General features: G+C 41.3%; 18 protein-coding genes. 6 read left to right on the forward strand and 12 right to left on the reverse strand.

All coding sequences use genetic code 11. The features are described from left to right. Positions 1 to 3 precede the first annotated feature (3 nt). Both AB3N61_RS12350 and AB3N61_RS12355 read left to right on the forward strand, forming a co-directional pair. Positions 4 to 1,977, forward strand: a complete 1,974-nt coding sequence (locus tag AB3N61_RS12350) for a hypothetical protein (RefSeq protein WP_367897730.1) — start codon at positions 4 to 6, stop codon at positions 1,975 to 1,977. A 146-nt stretch (positions 1,978 to 2,123) separates the two neighbouring features. After that, complete coding sequence (locus AB3N61_RS12355; protein ID WP_367897731.1) at positions 2,124 to 3,308, forward strand: acyltransferase family protein; 1,185 nt, start codon at positions 2,124 to 2,126, stop codon at positions 3,306 to 3,308. Positions 3,309 to 3,312: 4 nt separating this feature from the next. Here the strand turns inward: AB3N61_RS12355 and AB3N61_RS12360 are convergent, their stop codons facing one another. Both AB3N61_RS12360 and AB3N61_RS12365 read right to left on the reverse strand, forming a co-directional pair. Continuing rightward, a complete protein-coding gene (locus AB3N61_RS12360) occupies positions 3,313 to 3,828 on the reverse strand; it encodes a GNAT family N-acetyltransferase (protein WP_020768847.1) in 516 nt (171 codons plus the stop codon). 97 nt (positions 3,829 to 3,925) lie between these two features. Next, positions 3,926 to 4,447, reverse strand: a complete 522-nt coding sequence (locus tag AB3N61_RS12365) for a Pycsar system effector family protein (RefSeq protein WP_232420960.1) — start codon at positions 4,445 to 4,447, stop codon at positions 3,926 to 3,928. A gap of 133 nt (positions 4,448 to 4,580) precedes the next feature. On the opposite strand from AB3N61_RS12365, the gene AB3N61_RS12370 reads away from it, so the two are divergent. From AB3N61_RS12370 to AB3N61_RS12380, 3 genes are read left to right on the forward strand one after another with little or no spacing between them, the layout of a single operon-like run. Then, positions 4,581 to 5,228, forward strand: coding sequence for a hypothetical protein (locus AB3N61_RS12370; RefSeq protein ID WP_367897732.1), 648 nt, complete (start codon positions 4,581 to 4,583; stop codon positions 5,226 to 5,228). Next, the gene (locus tag AB3N61_RS12375; RefSeq protein ID WP_020768937.1) at positions 5,221 to 5,481 is read left to right on the forward strand and encodes a hypothetical protein; all 261 of its coding nucleotides are present in this window, start codon (positions 5,221 to 5,223) and stop codon (positions 5,479 to 5,481) included. The genes AB3N61_RS12370 and AB3N61_RS12375 overlap by 8 nt, the downstream gene beginning before the upstream one ends. Beyond that, positions 5,478 to 7,775, forward strand: a complete 2,298-nt coding sequence (locus tag AB3N61_RS12380) for a DNA polymerase domain-containing protein (RefSeq protein WP_367897733.1) — start codon at positions 5,478 to 5,480, stop codon at positions 7,773 to 7,775. The genes AB3N61_RS12375 and AB3N61_RS12380 overlap by 4 nt, the downstream gene beginning before the upstream one ends. 1 nt (position 7,776) lies before the next feature. Here the strand turns inward: AB3N61_RS12380 and AB3N61_RS12385 are convergent, their stop codons facing one another. Further along, positions 7,777 to 8,922, reverse strand: a complete 1,146-nt coding sequence (locus AB3N61_RS12385; RefSeq protein ID WP_367897734.1) for a DUF1577 domain-containing protein — start codon at positions 8,920 to 8,922, stop codon at positions 7,777 to 7,779. 365 nt (positions 8,923 to 9,287) lie between these two features. Here AB3N61_RS12385 and AB3N61_RS12390 point away from each other — a divergent pair, with 365 nt between their 5' ends. Continuing rightward, complete coding sequence (locus AB3N61_RS12390) at positions 9,288 to 9,587, forward strand: hypothetical protein (RefSeq protein ID WP_367897735.1); 300 nt, start codon at positions 9,288 to 9,290, stop codon at positions 9,585 to 9,587. A gap of 36 nt (positions 9,588 to 9,623) precedes the next feature. Here AB3N61_RS12390 and AB3N61_RS12395 read toward each other — a convergent pair whose 3' ends face one another. From AB3N61_RS12395 to AB3N61_RS12435, 9 genes are all read right to left on the reverse strand, one after another. Further along, positions 9,624 to 10,436 carry an Lp29 family lipoprotein gene (locus AB3N61_RS12395; RefSeq protein WP_367897736.1) on the reverse strand — a complete coding sequence of 271 codons (813 nt, stop codon included), beginning with the start codon at positions 10,434 to 10,436 and terminating at the stop codon, positions 9,624 to 9,626. Positions 10,437 to 10,504: 68 nt separating this feature from the next. Beyond that, complete coding sequence (locus AB3N61_RS12400) at positions 10,505 to 10,918, reverse strand: hypothetical protein (protein WP_036089099.1); 414 nt, start codon at positions 10,916 to 10,918, stop codon at positions 10,505 to 10,507. 95 nt (positions 10,919 to 11,013) lie between these two features. After that, complete coding sequence (locus AB3N61_RS12405) at positions 11,014 to 11,538, reverse strand: Lsa16 family lipoprotein adhesin (protein WP_020768867.1); 525 nt, start codon at positions 11,536 to 11,538, stop codon at positions 11,014 to 11,016. An 11-nt stretch (positions 11,539 to 11,549) separates the two neighbouring features. Then, positions 11,550 to 12,773 (reverse strand): hypothetical protein, encoded by a 1,224-nt coding sequence (locus AB3N61_RS12410; RefSeq protein ID WP_367897737.1) that lies wholly within the window; start codon positions 12,771 to 12,773, stop codon positions 11,550 to 11,552. After that, a complete protein-coding gene (locus tag AB3N61_RS12415; RefSeq protein ID WP_367897738.1) occupies positions 12,773 to 13,369 on the reverse strand; it encodes a c-type cytochrome in 597 nt (198 codons plus the stop codon). Before AB3N61_RS12415 ends, AB3N61_RS12410 begins: the two co-directional genes overlap by 1 nt. Positions 13,370 to 13,379: 10 nt before the next feature. Continuing rightward, entirely contained in the window at positions 13,380 to 13,931 is a 552-nt protein-coding gene (locus AB3N61_RS12420; RefSeq protein ID WP_020768865.1) for a DUF3341 domain-containing protein, read from the reverse strand. Further along, positions 13,931 to 15,298 (reverse strand): NrfD/PsrC family molybdoenzyme membrane anchor subunit, encoded by a 1,368-nt coding sequence (gene nrfD / locus AB3N61_RS12425; RefSeq protein ID WP_085988907.1) that lies wholly within the window; start codon positions 15,296 to 15,298, stop codon positions 13,931 to 13,933. Before nrfD ends, AB3N61_RS12420 begins: the two co-directional genes overlap by 1 nt. 26 nt (positions 15,299 to 15,324) lie before the next feature. Continuing rightward, positions 15,325 to 18,387: a TAT-variant-translocated molybdopterin oxidoreductase gene (locus AB3N61_RS12430; protein ID WP_367897739.1), complete on the reverse strand. Its 3,063-nt coding sequence runs from the start codon at positions 18,385 to 18,387 to the stop codon at positions 15,325 to 15,327. Between the two features lie 19 nt (positions 18,388 to 18,406). After that, positions 18,407 to 18,913, reverse strand: coding sequence for a cytochrome c3 family protein (locus tag AB3N61_RS12435; protein ID WP_008594443.1), 507 nt, complete (start codon positions 18,911 to 18,913; stop codon positions 18,407 to 18,409). Positions 18,914 to 19,029: the final 116 nt, after the last annotated feature.

Here is a 19,029-nt window from a genome sequence, read left to right on the forward strand (position 1 = left end):
TACATGCTCATATTAGGTCAGGATCCCGGCAACCCTATCCTGATTTGGCCGGAGTTCTCCTGGACTCCAGTTATCAGCGGAACGATTTTTTTAGTTCTCTTATTTTCCGTAATCTTCCTCTTACAACGTTATTTACGCAGGCAAAATCGGCTCGCATTGGAATACAGAGCGAAGATCGTTTCCAAACTACGTCTCCATCATTTCAATTCCAAGGACACGAATCTTTTTCACACATTTTTGGACCAGGTTGATAACTCCGATCTAAAACGATTGGCGGAAGACCCTTCCTGGTATCGAAAATATTTTCTCCCCGAGTTTTTACAATTTCTTGCAGAACAAAGTAATCTTCCCGCATGGAAAGACATATTGATCGTACATACTTTGGATCATTTGATTGAAGATCATAAGGCCATAGCTAAAAACTTCATTACCGCAATTTTAGAAACCGATTCAGAGGAAAGATTTCCAGCCTTATTAGGGATCCAAGAGCTGGATGAGAATTCCTTAAACAGAGCGATAAGAGCAAGGATCTATACTAAAAAAGTAGGGGCCACATTCTCTCTCACCAGATACGAAAGAATGAAGATCATAGTTCCGGATGAGAGTAAACGATGGCTCAAATCCGAAGCGATATTAATCTCACAAGAAGGTACAAATCTTACACTGCAGATCAAAACAATCCCGGAATTGGACCAAAAGAAAAGCGAAGAATGGCTTGAAACTCCAAAGACAAGTCAAGCCGGCCCCTCTCAACCGGGCGCCATACCGGACGAATACCTAAATAGTCTGGCACAAATTTTAGAATATTCAGGCCTTCACCCGAGCACCTGCGAAGAGATCTCTCGATTAGTAAATGCTTATCAAGAACACCCGGGATTAATACGTAGAAAACATAGACAAGAAGATTATAAAATATTAATACGTCTGTACAAGGTATGCTTCATCAAATTCCGCTCTCAAACGTCCAACGTCCCTAAGCCGGTACTTTTATTTATTCATTTTTTCTTTTTGGACGAAGGTTTACTATCCGCAAAAAGAATAGAGGATCTGGAAATAGCCATTACCTCGCTAAAATCCTCCACAACCGATCACCAATACCGGGAAGTAAAACTCTCGGTCCATCTCCTGCCTGATTGGTTAAATTTGATACTGGCAGGCAAAAAGAATCCATCCCAAAATCATCTGGGACAGACCTACGATCAGATCCAAAAATCGAACCTGCGCTGGAATCAGGAAGCGGAAGCAAAGAATATAATGAATAATGAATATCTTTTGCATATTCTGGACTGGGAATTGGAAAACATACTTTATATGGGACTGTTGGGTATTTCCTTAAATCCGAATTTCGCTTACCCGATCCTTTCGGAAGATCAATTTTACGGATCCACAGAATCCAATCTGACTTTCGCCGATAAAATCCTATCGAATGCAGAAAAAGTTAAGCTTATAGATCCGAACCTTTTCCAAAGAGAAGTAAGCGCGATCTCCAATATGGACCCAAGCCGTACCGATCCGTTTAGAAAAGAATTTTCTGCGGATTGTATCCTACTTCCTTATAGCGGAAACAGAGGAGTCCTTTGGCAAGATACAAGTGTTGGCAACCAGGATTGCTGTAGGCTGTTATTTCCGATAATCATGACGGAAAATGCTACATTAGTAGTCACCAAAACCCTTGGCGAATTCCGCTGGGAAACGGAAAGAACCATAAGAGGAAGAAAGTGGAAGGATCCCGTACCTGCTTCCCTCACCTCGGAATATTATTCCTATTTGGAAAATTTCCAAAAAAATCCGAACCTAACCGTGGAGGCGAAAAAGAGAATAGAACAACAATGGATCAAGGTCGGGAAGAATATCAAAGATATGTTTAGCATAGACTATGCTTATTGGATACTTCTAGAGGCCGAAGGTAAACCGAGACTCAATCGGGTCGTTCGAGAAATCCTAAATCGTTTTATTCCGATCCAAATTAAGTTGTGATCTCTTCTCACGCATGCCATTTAAATCGAACGGAAAGTTCAATGTAAAATGCAAAAATATGTTTTCAATATCGGATCATTTTATTTCCATATTTTAATGCCGACCTAGTTATTCGGCGTCAGAAGTAAAAACGTAAGAGATTCAAATTGAAATATCTATTCTCTAAAAATGAATCCGAATTGCCCGCATTAAACGGATTAAGGGCACTATCCATTTTTTTAGTCATTATATTTCACCTAGGACCAATATTTAAAACGGAAGAACTGACCCTCATACACGTTCTTCAAAATTTTCGGACAGGCGTGGATTTATTCTTTATCCTAAGTGGGTTTTTAATTTATGGGGGACTTTTAGCGGAATACGAAAAAACCTCCAAACTAGATCTGAAAATTTTTTATGTAAAAAGAACGTTGAGGATCATGCCTGCGTATTATTTTTGTATTTTGATCAATTATTTTTATACTCAAAAAACCTATAAACTTTTTGATAAGATACCAAACCCAAATACAGCAGACATTTTCAACCATCAAAAATTAGAAAACATGCTATCTAATTCATGGGGGGATTTCTTATACCTATCAAATTATTTTAGAGAAAGATTGTTTGAATATGGATGGTCCCTTTCTGTCGAGGAACAGTTCTATCTGGTCGTTCCGCCGTTATGTATGTTTCTGCTCTTCAGAGTTACAGAAAACTTGAGACGAAATATATTAATAGTTTTATTCTTTTTACCATTAATTTTCAGAATCGTCTATTTTTTTTGGGGAATTGACAGACGTTTAGTCGAGGTCCATACGGAAACCCGTTTTGACTTTTTGATTTTAGGAATGTTGATTGCGGAACTCTTACGCTGGAAACCGCTTTTTTTTAAACAAAGGAATATCAAAATAGATCTTTTATTCAGTGTTTGTATAATCGTCACTTTGCTATTTTCGTTTCAGCAGACAAGGGTGAAAGTGAATTCCATTTTTATATTTACCCTATTTCAGTTCGGATATGGATTATTGTTTATAGTTGCTTTAATCAAAGGTAGTTTTTGGAACAAAATTTTCAGTTTTTCCTTTTTTAGGCCCATTGCTCGCGTGAGTTACACGATGTATTTATGGCATGCAGGTCTATCAGGAATAGCATTGTTCTTATTATACGGAAATAGTAATGTGGAACTAACGAATTTTGGAACCTTTTTGTTAGTAGGATTACTGACTACGCTATTTGTCTTTCTAGTCTGCATCCCGATCTTCTATATAACCGAAAGACCTTTCTTAGCGCTGAGAGATCATCTAGTCAAAAGACTGAAGAACAAGAAAAGCGAAACAGTCGTCCCGAACTGAAAGTTTATTTTTTATATCCTTCCCAATTTTCTCTGGTCAAAAGATAAACTTTACAGTCATCCGATCCGAACCTTCGGTTCTCCAGAAATTTAAATCCGAATTTTTCGTAAAACGTATGTGCTCTGGAATTTTTAGCAAGAGGATCCACGAGAACAGAATGAACTGAAGTTTTGGAAAAACATTTTTCCAAAACCTGCCTCATAATTTGGGTTCCGTAACCTTTTCCTAAATTCTCTACATCGCCCAGCCATATATCGATTGCCATATAACCGGATCCGATCTCTCCCCAATAATGGGATTCTTCTCTTTGCGGGTCGATGATCTGCACGAAACCGATCGGGATCCCTTCCTTCTCCGCAATCAATTGTTCTCTCCAATCCGGGAATCGTTTGAGTTCGATTTCCCAACCCCAATCATCATTCGGATCGGACTCGATCACATGTTCCTTTTCATCCCATTCTTCGAGAGTTCTCAAATCTTCGTAATTTGCGGTTCGGAGGGAAATTTTCTGTTCTTTCATGTATATTTTATATAGAACCTTTCTCAAAACCCTTTACAAACAATTCCTTGGATTAAACTTTTCGCTGTAGGCTTTTTAAAGTATTTTTCAGCTAGTTCTATATAATTCCTTTAATTTCCAAAAATATTAAAATCATGGATGAAGTGACTCCTACTAAAAGACAACGATAACTCCATCTCAAATATCTATATTTTGTAAAGTAGAGAGATTTTCCCAACTGATACAGATCTCTTGTTAAGGCTTCATACAAAGTAGAATCTTCCGAAGCGATCTCTTCCATCTTAATCATAAATTCTTTTTCACTCAACGGAGCAAAATGCCCGAAAAACAAAGGATTCGATTTACCGTTCTTTTTCTGTTTGAACGTAGGCATCACCGCGAGTATAGCCAAACTTGCCGCGATTACTATAAATACCATCAAGGTCAGTAATCCTGTTCTATAGACCGGCCTTTGGACATATCCTAAGGATAGTGAAAGGATTACGAATGATGCCGCGATCAGAATATTCGCTTTTTGGTCCGCCATCTGGCTAAGCTGAGAATGATGCTGGTGAACGGTCCTAAAAAGATAATCTACAGCAGAACGAGCACGGACCGTTTTGAAATGATCTGATTCCATAGCTCCAAGGATTTGGTAAAATAATTTTAGACAAGACATAATTGAAGTAGCCCAAAGCCCAAAAGTCCTCTTTTTGGAATTCCTACACCTCAAATCACTTTACATATTTCAACATATCATTTATATAGTATATATGTATTTAGGTCCCCTGGAAGGTTTCCAAGACCAGTTGTTTCGCCCGGTCCTAGGCTGGAGCAGGGATAATGTAGGGCTTTTAACGGGAAGACAGGGGATCTATAAATTGGCGCTTCGTTGGGAATACGCATTTGCCGTTTCCGGATTCCAGGTCTTTAATTTGGACTGTGCCATTCGTTTCGACGTATTCACAATCACAGAAGAGACTAGAAAAAGGAGAGTATCTCCAGAGGCCCTTCTGGAAAAGATTTTGGTCCAGAGAGCATTTACTCCCTATCAGATCTTGGATTCCTTACGGGAGATCTATACTTCGACAAAAGAAAATACGATCTATTTCCTTTTGGCTCCCTGCAAACAATTCTTTGATGGAGATGTTCAGTACGACGAAGGTCTCTTCCTTTTGGAAAAGTTGGTATTATTATTGGAACGTATGCGTTCCAAACGGATCCCGATTGTCCTTGTGGAATCTACAAAATACACTCACCCGAACTTTCAAAAAATTTTCCCAAAGTTAGTGGCACTCTCTGACGATCTTTGGGAATTGAATATGGTGGAAGGTCACTCTTATCTTAAGATCAGAAAAGCGAAATCTATATACGAGATCGGAACGGATCAAAGTTCCAAACAGGAGTTTATTTATGGGTAGGACGGTTATTCCATATTCCAGACAAATGCAGTATATCGAATCCAGTCTTGGACAATACAGAAGAGGACTTCGCAAACCGGACCAGGAAATTTTCGACGAATTGATCCGAACTGCAAAACTCCAGGTGCAGGCAGGAGTGATGGCTTCTTCTCCTTATCCGATCGATATTATGCTTCTTACGATGATGATCGATCTTAAGAAAGAAATACTTAGATTAAAAAAAGAATCGGAAGCTATCAGGAAACAAGAATGAATCTCCAAACCGCCAGAGGATATCTGTTCGACGTTTATCATGCGGAGGACGTGGTATATCTTTGGCTAAAAAACGAAGAAGGTGGATCCCAACTCTTTTTAGATAAATTTAATCCGATCATATATGCAAGAGGAGAAGCCGATCTACTTAAAAAATTAGTAAAACGTCTTTTCGAGCTGGATGCTATCTTAGGTATTCCCGTATATGAAAATAGAAATCTATTCTATGAAAATAAGACCGTTCCTGTCTTAAAAATTGTGATTAGCAAACCTTCTGTCTTACCTAAGATCAGTCGGAAATTATATGCTCTTTACGGAAAATTCGAGATCTATCATTCTGATCTGGATCTTCCTACTAGCTATATGTTCCAAAAAGGTCTATTTCCTTTATGTAAAATGGAAATAGATTACACCGAAGATCCGGGAGCAAAACGGGTCGTAAATATTAGAACCGGGGATTCTCCATCGGAAATGGACTATGAAGTCCCTAAGTTCAAAATAATACATTTGGAACTCAAAAAAAGTCACAGGATCAGTATAGAAAAAAATTCTTTGATCGTAAGGACAGACACGGATTACCATGAGTTTTCCGGAACGGATCCCGAAAAACTATTAGAAAAACTGGATATACTATTAAGGGAAGAAGATCCGGACATTCTTCTGACCCGGTATGGAGATCAAGTCATCCTACCTTATTTGTTCTACCAATCCCAAAAACACGGATTTCTGCCTGCATTAGACAGAGATAGGAGCACTCCCATCCGAAGAAATATAAGTACAAAAGGAACCAGTTATTTTACGTATGGGAATATAGTGTTTAGGGCTCCTTCTTATCCTTTATTCGGAAGATGGCATATAGATTCCAAAAATAGTTTTGTATACAAGGAAGCGGATCTAATGGGAGTCGTGGAACTTGCGAGACTCTCCCGACTTCCTATACAAAAAATGGCAAGAGCATCCACAGGAAAGGCGCTCACTTATATAGAGACCGATGTGGCCTTAAGGAGAGGATATTTAGTTCCTTGGCAAAAAAGTGCGGTAGAGGCTCCGAAGACAGCTCTCCAATTGTTAGAAGCAGACAAAGGTGGTTTGGTCTTCCAACCCGATGTAAGTCATGGAAAAACGACGGAAAATGTAGCACAATTGGATTTCGCTCAGATGTATCCGAGTATCATGGCGATGCATAATATTTCTCCGGAATGTGTGAATTGCCTATGTTGTGCCGATGACAAAACAGTCCCAAAAGCTCCGGATATTGGATATCGTATATGCAATAAACGTAAAGGAGTTGTTTCCGAAGCTCTCGAACATGTATTGGAAAGAAGAGCCTATTACAAAAAACAGTCCAAGATCACTTCCGGAAAACAATTGGAGGACTATGAAGCAAAACAAGCCAGTTTAAAATGGATGTTAGTCACTTCATTCGGATACTTAGGTTATAGAAACGCAAAATTCGGAAGATTAGAAAGCCACGAAACAGTGAACGCATTCGGAAGAGAAAAACTTCTTCTCGCAAAAGAAACCGCTGAAGAATTCGGCTATGAGTTCGTTCATGCGATCACCGACAGTATATTTATCAAAAATCAAAATTCTTCTCCGCTGAGCGCAACCGAACTGGATTCCTTGTGTTTAGAAATACAAAAAAGGACCGGGATCAGAATGGAGGTGGATGGGGTCTATACTTGGTTACTTTTTCCCCCTTCCAGTCAGGATTCCGAAATGCCTGTGGCAAATAGATATATGGGAAGATTCCAATCCGGAAAGTTGAAATGTAGAGGAATAGGAGCCAGAAGAAAGGACCTGCCTTATTTTATCACAAACGCCCAAACTGAAATGTTGGAATGGATGAAGACCAAGGTTACGATCCAAGATCTAAAAAAGTCCGAATCTGAAATTTTATCCATCTATTATAAATACGATTCTATGATCCGTCAGGATCGAATTCCTCCGGAAAATCTTCTACTTCGCAAATCCAGTTCCAGGGAATTGGAAGAATACGAAGTAATGGGAGCCACTGCACTTTCCATGATGAAACTTAAGGATTTTGGAATAGAAGTGCAGGCAGGGGAAAAGATAAAATACTTAGTATTGAACCGAAGATCGAAAACAAAGGACAAAAGATACATGCCGGAAGAAGAATTACAACTTTATCCGAATAGGATAAAAATTACGGGCTTCGATAAAGAATATTATAGAAAAATGTTAGTCGGTGTTTTTAGGGAAGTTTGGGCGGAATTTGCCTCCTTCAAGGATTTTGATTCCTTAATAGATCCCCAAGGAAGATTCGATTTTTGAATTAAAGAGCGCCCTTTTGCATCAATTCCAGATTCTTAATATACCTGTTCCTCTCTCCAGGATGATCCGATTTCCCCTTAAACTCCAAACCTATCATCAAATTTTTGTCCTCATCCTTTCCCCACCAACGAATGGCGGCGGACACGGTCAATGGAGCTTGCATCTTAAAGAGAACATCCAGGATAAAGTCTTTCTGCTTAGTTAGAGTATCGATCAGATCCGGATCGTGGATCTTTACCTTAAGCCCTTTGAGAGAAGCATCCAAAACTTTAAATTTTTCAGTAGTTTTGATAGTATTCGATTCTTTGATCCGGCTCACAACCTCGTCGGAAAGTTTCCCCAGCTCCGATAAATAATCCGAACTGAAATTTTTATCCTTACTTTGTATCCATATATAACCTATAGGGATAGGCTGATCCGAATGATTTTTGTAAATGATAGGGCGGATGAGTTCCGAAACAATTTTCTGGTCCTTAAATTTTCGGATCATTGTACCGACATCTTCGTCCACCTCTTTGGAATAATCCAAACGATCCGGCCCGGATTCCGAATAAGACTTAACGTTTTGGGTATCCTCTAACAATAACGATTTGCGAGAACGTTTAACGATCTCGAACTTCCTATCCAAACCGGGTTTGAATGCTTCAATTACTATATTATCAGTGTTATTCTTTTTCAGACGGTTCTTATAATCTTCTAAATTCACTTTTATTAAAGTGGGAATATTGAACATATTCGCTTCGATCACCGTTTTAGGTGTAATTAGATTAGTAACGACTACCTTACCGTTCGAAACCGGAACTCGAGGACTTTCGCGATTCGATTTTGCAATGGCCAGTCTCTCCACCTTTAAGAGGTACAGGTCCTTCTCCGCTTTTTGAAGAAACTGACATTCTATTTCTATATACTTGGCGAGGATCTTGAATAAGGAGATCTTCTTCTCTCCCGTTTCTTCCCAATCTTCCGGCATACGGATCAGGATCTTTTCGTCCTCTTCCAGATACTTTTTGATAACCGCCTTTCTATCAAAAGGATAGATCTTAAGAGAAAGTTCCTGATCTAATAGATATTTCAGAATAACATGCTTTTTCTGCTCCTTGGAAACGATATAGTCCAAAGTTCTAGAATTCCTTTCATAATATTGCATAATATAAATATTACTTATTTTAATAAGCGAATTGATTCTTTTCGAATTAACCGACTCATAATTTATTCTTTGAATGTCTTTCGATTCCTTTTTTTTAAAGAAAAATCGCTTTCCTGGGAAAAAATTTTTTACTAAATATTATCCGTTAGGGGACACTGGAGGAGTATCGTATCCCTATAACGGGGGGTCTGAAACCCGGGCAAAACCCACGAAAATGTAAGTTTTATTTATGTTTCTGTAAATCGGTAGATTATATCGGATACAAAACTAATTCCATCTTACGAAAAAATTTTTCCTAATTAATCGGTTGACTAGTTTAAATTATGGAAATAAATTATTAATCCAATTTCGGATTTGGGGAATCTATGAAAAAACTGATTATTGTCCAGCTTCTTATCTTGGCTTTCTCCGCTCATTCTAAACTTGGTCTCTACGCGGATGGATGTTATATCTGTAGCTCAGGTTCGAGCTCCAATTGTAGGGATTATTGCAGTTATTCCGGCTCGGATACTTCCGAAAACCGCAAAAAATGCGAGAAATCGGGATGTAAGATCGGGGGAACGGCAAGCTGTCCTACCGCCGTAAATTATAAAGTTTGTTCTGCTTCTATTTTCGATCCTTCTATCGATAAGAAAAGTTACCTAGCATCCCTTCTCGCTAAATAGCTTCTAATCCCGGGGTGTCCCCCCGGGTGTCTTTTCTTATTTCAGAGTGTTTATAAAATCGATTAGATCGGCACTGATCTTTGGAGCACTCGCCTCGAATACCATAGGCGGATTCGTACCGAGTGTCGGGCTAAACATTCCAAGACATTCCAAACTTCCTATTCCACATTCCTTTGGATTAGGAGAGATCCATAATGCCCTCCATACTGAGTAATTATTATCATATTCCAGTTCTTTTATAAGATTTAAGTTTTTATCATATACAAGGACTTTTGTATTCGCTGCATACGCTTCGTAGGAAGGGAGAATTCCTAACGTAGCCACACTGAAGAGACTAGAAAAGATTGTTACAAAGTTTAAACCTATGTTTCTAGTCTTTTCAAAAACTGGATAGTGCAGTCCCATAATATAGTAATCGTAGGGGAGATTTTTGAAGGAGTAAGTGTAATTATCCCCTGTTTTTGAGATCTCTAAAAACTTTTCCAGCTCCTTGATCCCGGTAGGTCCGGTTACTTCTAAAAATGATTTTACAAATTTCGAAATCCTCTCCGGAGAGAGATCCTTTCTGATTCCGTTCGGTTTATTCTCGCCAGGGATTGGAAAACTTCCTCCAATAGGTTCTTTGATCGTGCGGGAATACGGATCGGAAAGGGCTTCAAAGTCCACCGTCCCATCCGGATTTTTTAACTTAGTAGATTTGAACGTATTAAAACCTAAGTAAGCGATCCTGAATTTTTTAGTAGGTTGTTTTGTTGGAGTTCCTACTTCGCCGGTTTGGGTAAGGGAATATCTAGAAGCGCAGGCGTTGGATAAAATTAGAATGAAGATAGAGAAAACCAGTAAACGCATTTGGAAACCCTAAACGAATTTCCGGGAAGATTCCAGTAAAAAATTTACTTCGTTTAGGAATTCAAATCTCAAACTTCTTCTTTCGAAGGGAGAAAGACCAAAACAAGGCCGCATAAAGCGGTCACTAAAGTTACCGGAGTGAATACGATAGTTTCTGTCGCGTTCAAAGAAAAAATATTTCCCAGGGTATTTAAAGAAAAGATCGCGATCATGATCCAAAGTAATATCCGAACAATCGATTTAGGAACTGGCAGTTTGATATATTCTGAATCGAGAGCGATCACTGCTAAAAAGATAAAATTTAGAAGAATGGAAATCGATTCAAAAACGACCATCTGTTCCCATGTTTCCAATCTCCCTCCCCATACTATGGAAAAAGGGACCACGCCGGAAATGATGATCGTATGAAAAATAATGGAACAGGAAAAAAATAGAAGGAGTAAACCTGCCGCGGATTTTCTGATCAGTATCTTTTTATTCATACTCCACCTTCTCGTTTTACAAAAAAAATCCCCCAACGAATCGAATCCGGAGGGGGTTTTGTGAATTTTGAAACGGATAAAAGAACGTTCTTCTTTTACTTTTTCAGCTCAGGCGCCAGATCTGCCAGAGGAACCTTATCTTTCGGAAGGTTTCTGTAGATATCATATTCGAATCCGTCTGCAGATTTTCCTTTTGCATCAGGGCCTGCATTTGGATCGTTTTTATAATTATATCTATCTCTGTCCTCTCTGTCCAAGAAAGGTTTATAATCGGAACGATATCCCCATGTGAAAACGGAATCTTCCGGATTCTGAGAGACTACCAGACAAACCGGATCGACCCAACCCTCGTTTTTTTCGGTCTTGATTCGGACCAATTTTTTTGCGATATAATAATGGTTCCTATAATCGTAAACCTTTACTACTGTTCCGACTGGGAGGAGTTCTATTTGAACGGAACCAGGTTGCTCGTCGGAAAGAATTCCGACTTTCGGATCTAATTTATCTTTTTCTAATGTAGGACAATTGATATTCCCTACGATTTGAGCGGTGTTGGAGCAAGCTCCCAAAAAGAGAGCTGCAATTCCGAGGATCGTAATATTTAATGCTAATTTTTTCATGATCCTTTTCCTTATTGGTGATGGTGTAAGGCGTCTTCCAATCTCGGATCTCCCACCGGGATCAAAGGAGCTTTTTCCAATCTTTTCAAAACTACCAGACCGAATAATCCGATCGTCCCAACCACTGCTCCTAAAGATACCAGATATCCTCCGAAGGAGAAATCCACAAAATTAGCAGGATAAACCAACCAGAAAATTTCTGTAGCTTGAGTGAAAACCACCCAAAGAGCGACTTTCACTAAAAAGTCGATATCTCTTTTGTTCGGACGGTTTAACAGAAGTAAGAAAGGAACCGCAAACTTGATAGCAGGCAATGCCAGAGTCAGATATTCCCATCCGCCCGTCAGTCTTTGCTCATAGAAGAAAGTTTCTTCCGGAATGGAAGCATACCAGATCAACATGAACTGAGAGAAACCGACGTAAGCCCAGAATACGGTGAAACCGAGAAGGAATTTTCCTAAGTCGTGGATATGGTTTTCGTTCACCAGGTTTCCTAAAAATCCCTTCTTCTTCAGATAATACGCCATGATTATGAAAGAAGAAAGTCCTGCCTGATAAGCTCCTGCAAAGCAGTAAACTCCGAACATGGTGGAGAACCAGTGTGGAGTAAGAGACATTACCAACATGATGGAAACTAAAGAGAAAGAAAGAGCGAAGAATATGATATATCCTCCGGCTAACTTTGCATTGAACTGCGTATGTGCTACGTCTTTGTCGCCGTCCTGAGCTACGGATTTCTTATAGAATAAGTATCCAAACCCGGACCAAGCTACCCCTAAAACTACGATCATCACGGAGAAAAATCCGATGTTTAAGAGCGGTTTTTTATGTTTTAGAAGTTTATCAGCTTCTACAGCTTCCGCGTGAGTCCACTCATAAAGATCATGAGCTCCAAAGATCAGGACGAGAAGAAGGACCGCTGCAACAGGAACAAATAGTCCATAGGTTTCGGAAATTCTACGCAGAGTTACCGGCCAATGAGCCCCAGTGATATGTGCCAATGAGGTAAAGAAGATCCCTGCAAGAGTAATTCCCAAAATGAAGAATACACCGACCAGATACGCGGACCACGCAGGATTGGAATGTCCACCTTCATGACGAAGTTCCGGATGTCCAAGACCGAAGGCCGCAAGACCTATACTTGCCAAACCTACTAAGATCATTCCGACCAGAGCGTTTCTGGTTTTGGAATCCAACTTAAAGTTGATTAAGTTTTGTTCTACTTTAACTTCCATTATTTGCCAGCCGTTCTATTGTCGTATTCTTGTAATTTACGAACATATAATATGATTTTCCAACGATCCTCGGGAAGAACTTGAGAAGCGTAACTTTTCATAGCTCCTTTTCCTTCGGTGATGATATGGTAGATCTGTCCGTCGGAATAGGCCTTAGCACTTGCAGATGTCAGCGCTGCCATAGGGCTTCCGTCGGCCTGAGCCATATTCAAACGTGGAGCAGGACCTACAACGGTTCCGTTTCCTTGTCCTCTAACACCGTGACAAGGGCTACAATACGTTTGGTATTTGATCTCCCCTTTTTGAAGAGTAGCCAGATCTCCCTTGATAGGATTCGCAAGTCCTTTATTAGGAAGAGCATCCAGAGATTGTGTCCAACCCGCATACTCATAAGGGTAATATTCCTGTGGAACTGCTCCTACAGGAGGCAAACGTAAGGAAGTATTGTTCGGAAAATTAGAATCCGCTTCCTGAGCCTCTCTTGCTGGAGAATCGGCCATGTCCGGCATATACTCCATAGGAGGAGTCTTAGACTCGCAGTTCCATAGGATCAAACCTGCGAGAGAAAGAGCAAAAATTCTTTGCAGTGAAATCATCAAAATTCTCCTATTTCACCGTCTCGACATGTTTAGAGCCGAGGCCTTTGATAAAGTCGGTCACTGAACCTTCTGAATAATTCGCTGAGTTGGATGGGATCCAAAGTGCAAATTTGTCGGTAGTGATGTCCGGATGTAAAACCTTACGACCGGTTTTTGGAAGTTTAGCCAGGAAGAACAAAGCTGCAGCTGTGGAAATTCCAGCCATGAACACTGTAAACTCGAATGTGATCGGAATATACGCAAACCAAGCGTTGAAACTTTTTCCGGAAATATTGATCGGCCAATCGTATTTATGAGTTAAATACTGCATGGAGAAACCGGTGATACATCCGAAAAGTCCCATGAAGAAGGTCACCCAAGGAAGTCCGGAACGAGGAAGACCCATCGCGTCATCCAGTCCATGCACAGGATACGGAGTAAAACAATCGAAGTTGGTGTAACCCTTCTCCTTTGTTTTTTGAGCCGCGTCTAGGATCTGAGCGGGAGTATCGAATAATCCGAAAACTCCATGTTCTGTTTCTTCGAAAGTATGGAATTGTTCTTTCTTAGGAGTATACATTAATGATGACCTCCATCTTTATGAGGCATTACAGTTTTCACCTCTGCGATCGCGATCACAGGAAGTAATCTACAGAAGAGAAGGAACATAGTGAAGAAGATACCGAAGGTTCCAAGCAACATCATGAAGTCGTAAACCGTCGGAATGTATTTATCCCAGCTGGAAGGTAAGAAGTCCGCGTGTAATGTCATTACGATCACGAAACGTTCGAACCACATACCGATGTTTACGATGATGGAAACGATGAACATCACAGGGATACTGTTTCTAAGTTTTTTAGACCAGAACACCTGAGGAGCAAATACGTTACAGCTAAACATGATGAAGTATGCCCATCCGTAAGGTCCGAATGCCCTGTTAACAAAGGTAAATCCTTCGTATTCGTTTCCGGAATACCAAGCCATGAAGAACTCGGTGGAATAAGCAAGACCTACGATCAAACCGGTAACCATAATCACTTTGTTCATGTTTTCCAAGTGTTTCATGGTGATATAATCTTTCAGCTGGAAGACTTCCCTTGCGATTACCATCAGGGTAACCACCATCGCGAATCCGGAGAAAATCGCACCGGCAACGAAGTAAGGAGGGAAGATCGTAGTGTGCCATCCCGGAACGATGGAAACCGCGAAGTCGAAGGATACGATCGTGTGCACCGAAAGAACCAGAGGTGTGGACAAAGCCGCGAGGATCATCGCAACAGTCTCTAAGTGAGACCATGCTTTGTTGGACCCGACCCATCCGAAGGAAAGAATATCATATACTTTTCTGCGAATAGGAGTTGTCGCTCTATCTCTTACAGCAGCGATATCCGGGATCAAACCGATATACCAGAAAACAAGAGAGATACTCAAATAAGTGGAAACTGCGAAAGTATCCCAGATCAGCGGAGATCTGAAGTTCACCCAAAGAGGTCCTCTTTCATTCGGATAAGGGAATAACCAGAATCCCATCCAAGGACGTCCGATGTGGATGATCAAAGTGGATGCAGCAGTTAATACCGCAAAGATGGTCATCGCTTCTGCTGCACGGTTAATACCGGTTCTCCACTCTTGGCGGAACAGATAAAGAACCGCAGAGATCAGAGTTCCTGCGTGACCGATACCGATCCAGAATACGAAGTTAACGATAAAAAATCCCCAACCCACAGGATTGTTAATCCCTAGGATATAAAGACCTTCGTATACCAAGTATCCGATGATACCTAAATCGATTACGGTAATGGTAAGAGCCAGAATGAAAGCCTTCCACCACAAGGAAGTGGGGAAAGCTTCTACCGGCTTGAGGATATCCTCTGTGACATCACGGACGGATTTCCCGCCGGTGACTAAAGGTTGGATATCCAGGGCTTCTTTGATTGCGTTAGGTATAGACATAGCGCTTTAATTACTCCGGATTAAGCTCTTACCCTGGTCAGATAAGCGACCTGGGGACCGACATTTAAATACTCGAGAACTCGGAAAGATCTAGGATCCGCACTAAGTTTGGAAACCTTAGAAGTTTTATCGTTGGTATTACCGAAGCTGATCGCGTCTGCCGCACAGCTTTGTTCGCATGCACAACGAACTTCTCCGTCTTTAAGAGTTCTTCCTTCGTTCTTGGCTTGGATTTTCGCCTCTGCGATCTTATGAGCGCAGAAGTTACATTTTTCCATAACCCCTCTACCACGAACCGTAACTTCAGGATTGAGTCCGAGATATCTCGGAGTTCTGGATCCTTTTTCGGCTCCGGTTTCGTTATACCAGTGTTGAGCCCAGTTATAACGACGAACTTTGTAAGGACAGTTGTTAGAGCAGTAACGAGTTCCAACGCAACGGTTATAAACCATATCGTTGATCCCTTCCGAACTATGAACGGTAGCCGCAACAGGACAAACAGTCTCACAAGGAGCGTTATCGCACTGTTGGCACATCATAGGCTGGTGAGCAATCTGTAGATCTTCCGGTTTTTCAGGATCACCGATATAGTAACGGTCGATACGAAGCCAATGCATCTCGCGACCCACTCTAACTTCGTCTCTTCCTACTACCGGAATATTGTTCTCTACTTGGCACGCGATGACGCAAGAGCCGCAACCGGTGCAAGCAGTCAGGTCGATTGCCATACCCCATTTATAACCAGGGTATTCATGAACCGGGTTTGCTCCGGTTGCGTAGACCATCTTACCGTCTTTTTTGATTTTAGGAATTTCGGATTCTTTCACTCCGGAAGCTGGATTTTTCTTCCATTCTTCCAAAGAAGTAGATTGGACCAAAGGACGATCCTCGTATCCGAAACCTGGAGATAATACATGGTGGTGTTGGGTGCAAGCAAGCTTATAGGTTTTGCCAGTCTTCTCGAGAGAAGTTACGGAAATTCCGGAGAACACTCCGTCTTCTGCCAGAACGTATGCGTTCTTACCTACTTCGTTTCCTACTTTACCAGCTGCAGTCCTACCGTAACCGACCGCGATCCCGATCGAGTCCTTATGCATTCCAGGTTGAACCTGAGCAGGAAGTTCGATAGAACCCTTCGCAGTTTTAACGGAAATCACATCGTTGGATTGGATCCCTTTCTCTTTCGCCAATGAAGGAGAAATCACTACGTAGTTGTCCCAAGTAACCTTAGTAACAGGATCAGGAAGCTCTTGTAGTAAAGAGTTATTAGCCGCTCTACCGTCTCCTATGGAGCTTGTCTCGTAAAGAGCCAGACGGATTCCGGCAGGATAAGAAGCAGGCTTTTTCAGGGCGCCTTTATTGAAGCCACGAGTAGCACTTGCTGTTTTTCTGCGGTCCTTAGCTCTTACTGTAGTTCCAACTCTAAGTAGATCTTCCCATTTTAGTTTGGAGCCGAGTTTTTTAGTCCAAGAGTTCTTTACGTATTCGTAAAATGATTTTTCTCCACCGAGAGATCCGCCTGCGAAAGCGATCAAACTGTCCTCGAAAGAACGAGTGTTGAATAAAGGACGGATCGCAGGTTGTTGGATGGAGAAAATTCCCTTAGTTCCTTCCGAATCTCCCCAAGACTCTAAGAAATGAGTCGTAGAAGCCAGATAGTTGGAGGCAAGTGCTGTCTCATCCGCTCTGTCGGCAAGACTTACGGTCAGAGCCGCTCTATGAAGAAGGTCCTTCCAAGAATCTCCCGCTTGGTAAACCAAGTTGGTATCGTAGAGGAATAAAACTCCTACTTTTGTTTGTTTTAATGCTTCCGTAAGTTTGTTTAGGTTACCGGAATAATCCGCCAAACCTTCTTTTTTAGGAGAAGCGTAATCAACAGTCTTACCGTCGTTGTCTAAAGTAGAGTTTAAGAAGTTCACAAGGACCTGAAGATCCACAGCTTCTTTGGTAGAAGCAGAAAGACCACCCGCAACCACGAGAGATTTGCCTTTATTCGACCAAAGAGCTTTTGCTGTTTTACGTATTCCCTCTGTAGTAACTCCGAGTTCTCCTGCGAGACTTTCTACAGTAGAAGTTCCGGTAACATCCTTAGTGTTTGCTCCTAATTCTCCGAGCCCGGCAGCGATGGCAAGAGCCAGTTTCGTCTGGTCACCGGGGCGGATTGGAAGTCTTAGATCCGCGTTGGATCCGGACATCGTAGGAATCGATTCGGCAGCGATGAAGTAGTTAACGTCTTTGGCTCCATCTCTTAAGTTTCTGCGTTTTGCAAAATCTTTTTGGTGTTCTTCCGGAGACAACCATCCACCCATAAAATCGCAATCGATGGACAGGATCGTGTTTGCCAATTCGAAGTTATAGTTAGGAACAAGAGCTTTTCCATAGGAAGCCGCTTGCGCTTTGGAGATTGCATCTTCTGGAGAAGTGATAGAGATCTCTAAATGTTGTCCTCCGCCTACCGCTTTTAAGAAGTCGGCGATGATAGCTTTGGTAGAAGGAGAATCAAGAGGTCTGGTTACGATTACGGTATTCCCTTTATTCTTAGAAAGAGCTTCCTGGACTTTGGAATCCAAAGAGCTCCATTGGATATTCTCCACTTTTCCGCCGGAAATTGCCGCAGGACCTTGCGCTCTATCCGGATCATAAAGATCGAAGATAGCAGCTTGGCCGGAAGCGCCAAGAGCACCTTGAGAAACAGGGTGATCTTCGTTCCCTTCTAATTTTAGAGGACGTCCGTCTTTAGATCTTACTAGGTAACCGGTTCCGTTGAATACGGTAGCGTAGTAATACGCTTGTCCGTGTTTTACGAAATCGAAAGTACCTTCGTCGGTTTTCAGATCCACATAAGGAACGATTTTTTCAACAGGCTTGCGTACACAATTTAAGGAAGTCATTGCGACTCCCGCACCCATCAATTTGAGGAAGGTCTTACGATCGAACTCCCCGGATTTAATCCTTGCGATGACTGGATCCGGAGAAGTGAAAAATTCAGAGCGCGCTAGGTCCTTCGTTTCTTTTTCGTTATCTTTCAGTTCGAGGGAGAGCCAGTGAGCTTTCTTTTCTTTCTGGAAATTCTTTTTATCCATCTGTTATGCTATCTCCTGATTATCTGTGACAGGTGGAACAGTCGGTGGGAGCGTTGTTCTCCCGGTGGCAGTTGATACAGTATCCCATATTCAGGGATGCTACCTGCTTGACCTTGACCATTTCAGCTACATTGCCGTGGCATTGAGAACAATCCACGCCTCTTGAGATATGGCGAGAGTGATTGAACTGAACATGATCCGGAAGGTCATGGATTTTCACCCACTCGATCGGTTTCTTGTTCGAGTAACTTTCGCTCAAAAATTTAATATCTGGGCTGTTCTTTGCAACAAGCGAGTGACAGTTCATACAAGTTGAAGTATTCGGAACCGTTGCGTGAGCGCTTGTTTCTACACCAGTGTGACAATAACGACAGTCTATCTTATTATCACCTGCGTGAATCTTGTGGTTAAAAGGTATAGGCTGATCCGGAGAGTAGCCTACATATTTGGAGGGAGAAAAAATCAGGTAAGCCACTGCTGCAATAGCAATAAGCGGAACCGAAAGTTTCAAAGCTTTCTTATTCATTCGTGAGAAGTCCCGTGGGTTCCAAAATAAGGTTTGGGAACAAGGATTTTGGCTTCGGTTAAAATTGCAAGTAAACGCCTAAAAACACGATTGGTTTGGCGATTTCTTGCATTTTT

This window comes from Leptospira sp. WS58.C1 (assembly GCF_040833995.1).
Classification (GTDB): Bacteria; Spirochaetota; Leptospiria; order Leptospirales; family Leptospiraceae; genus Leptospira_B; species Leptospira_B cinconiae.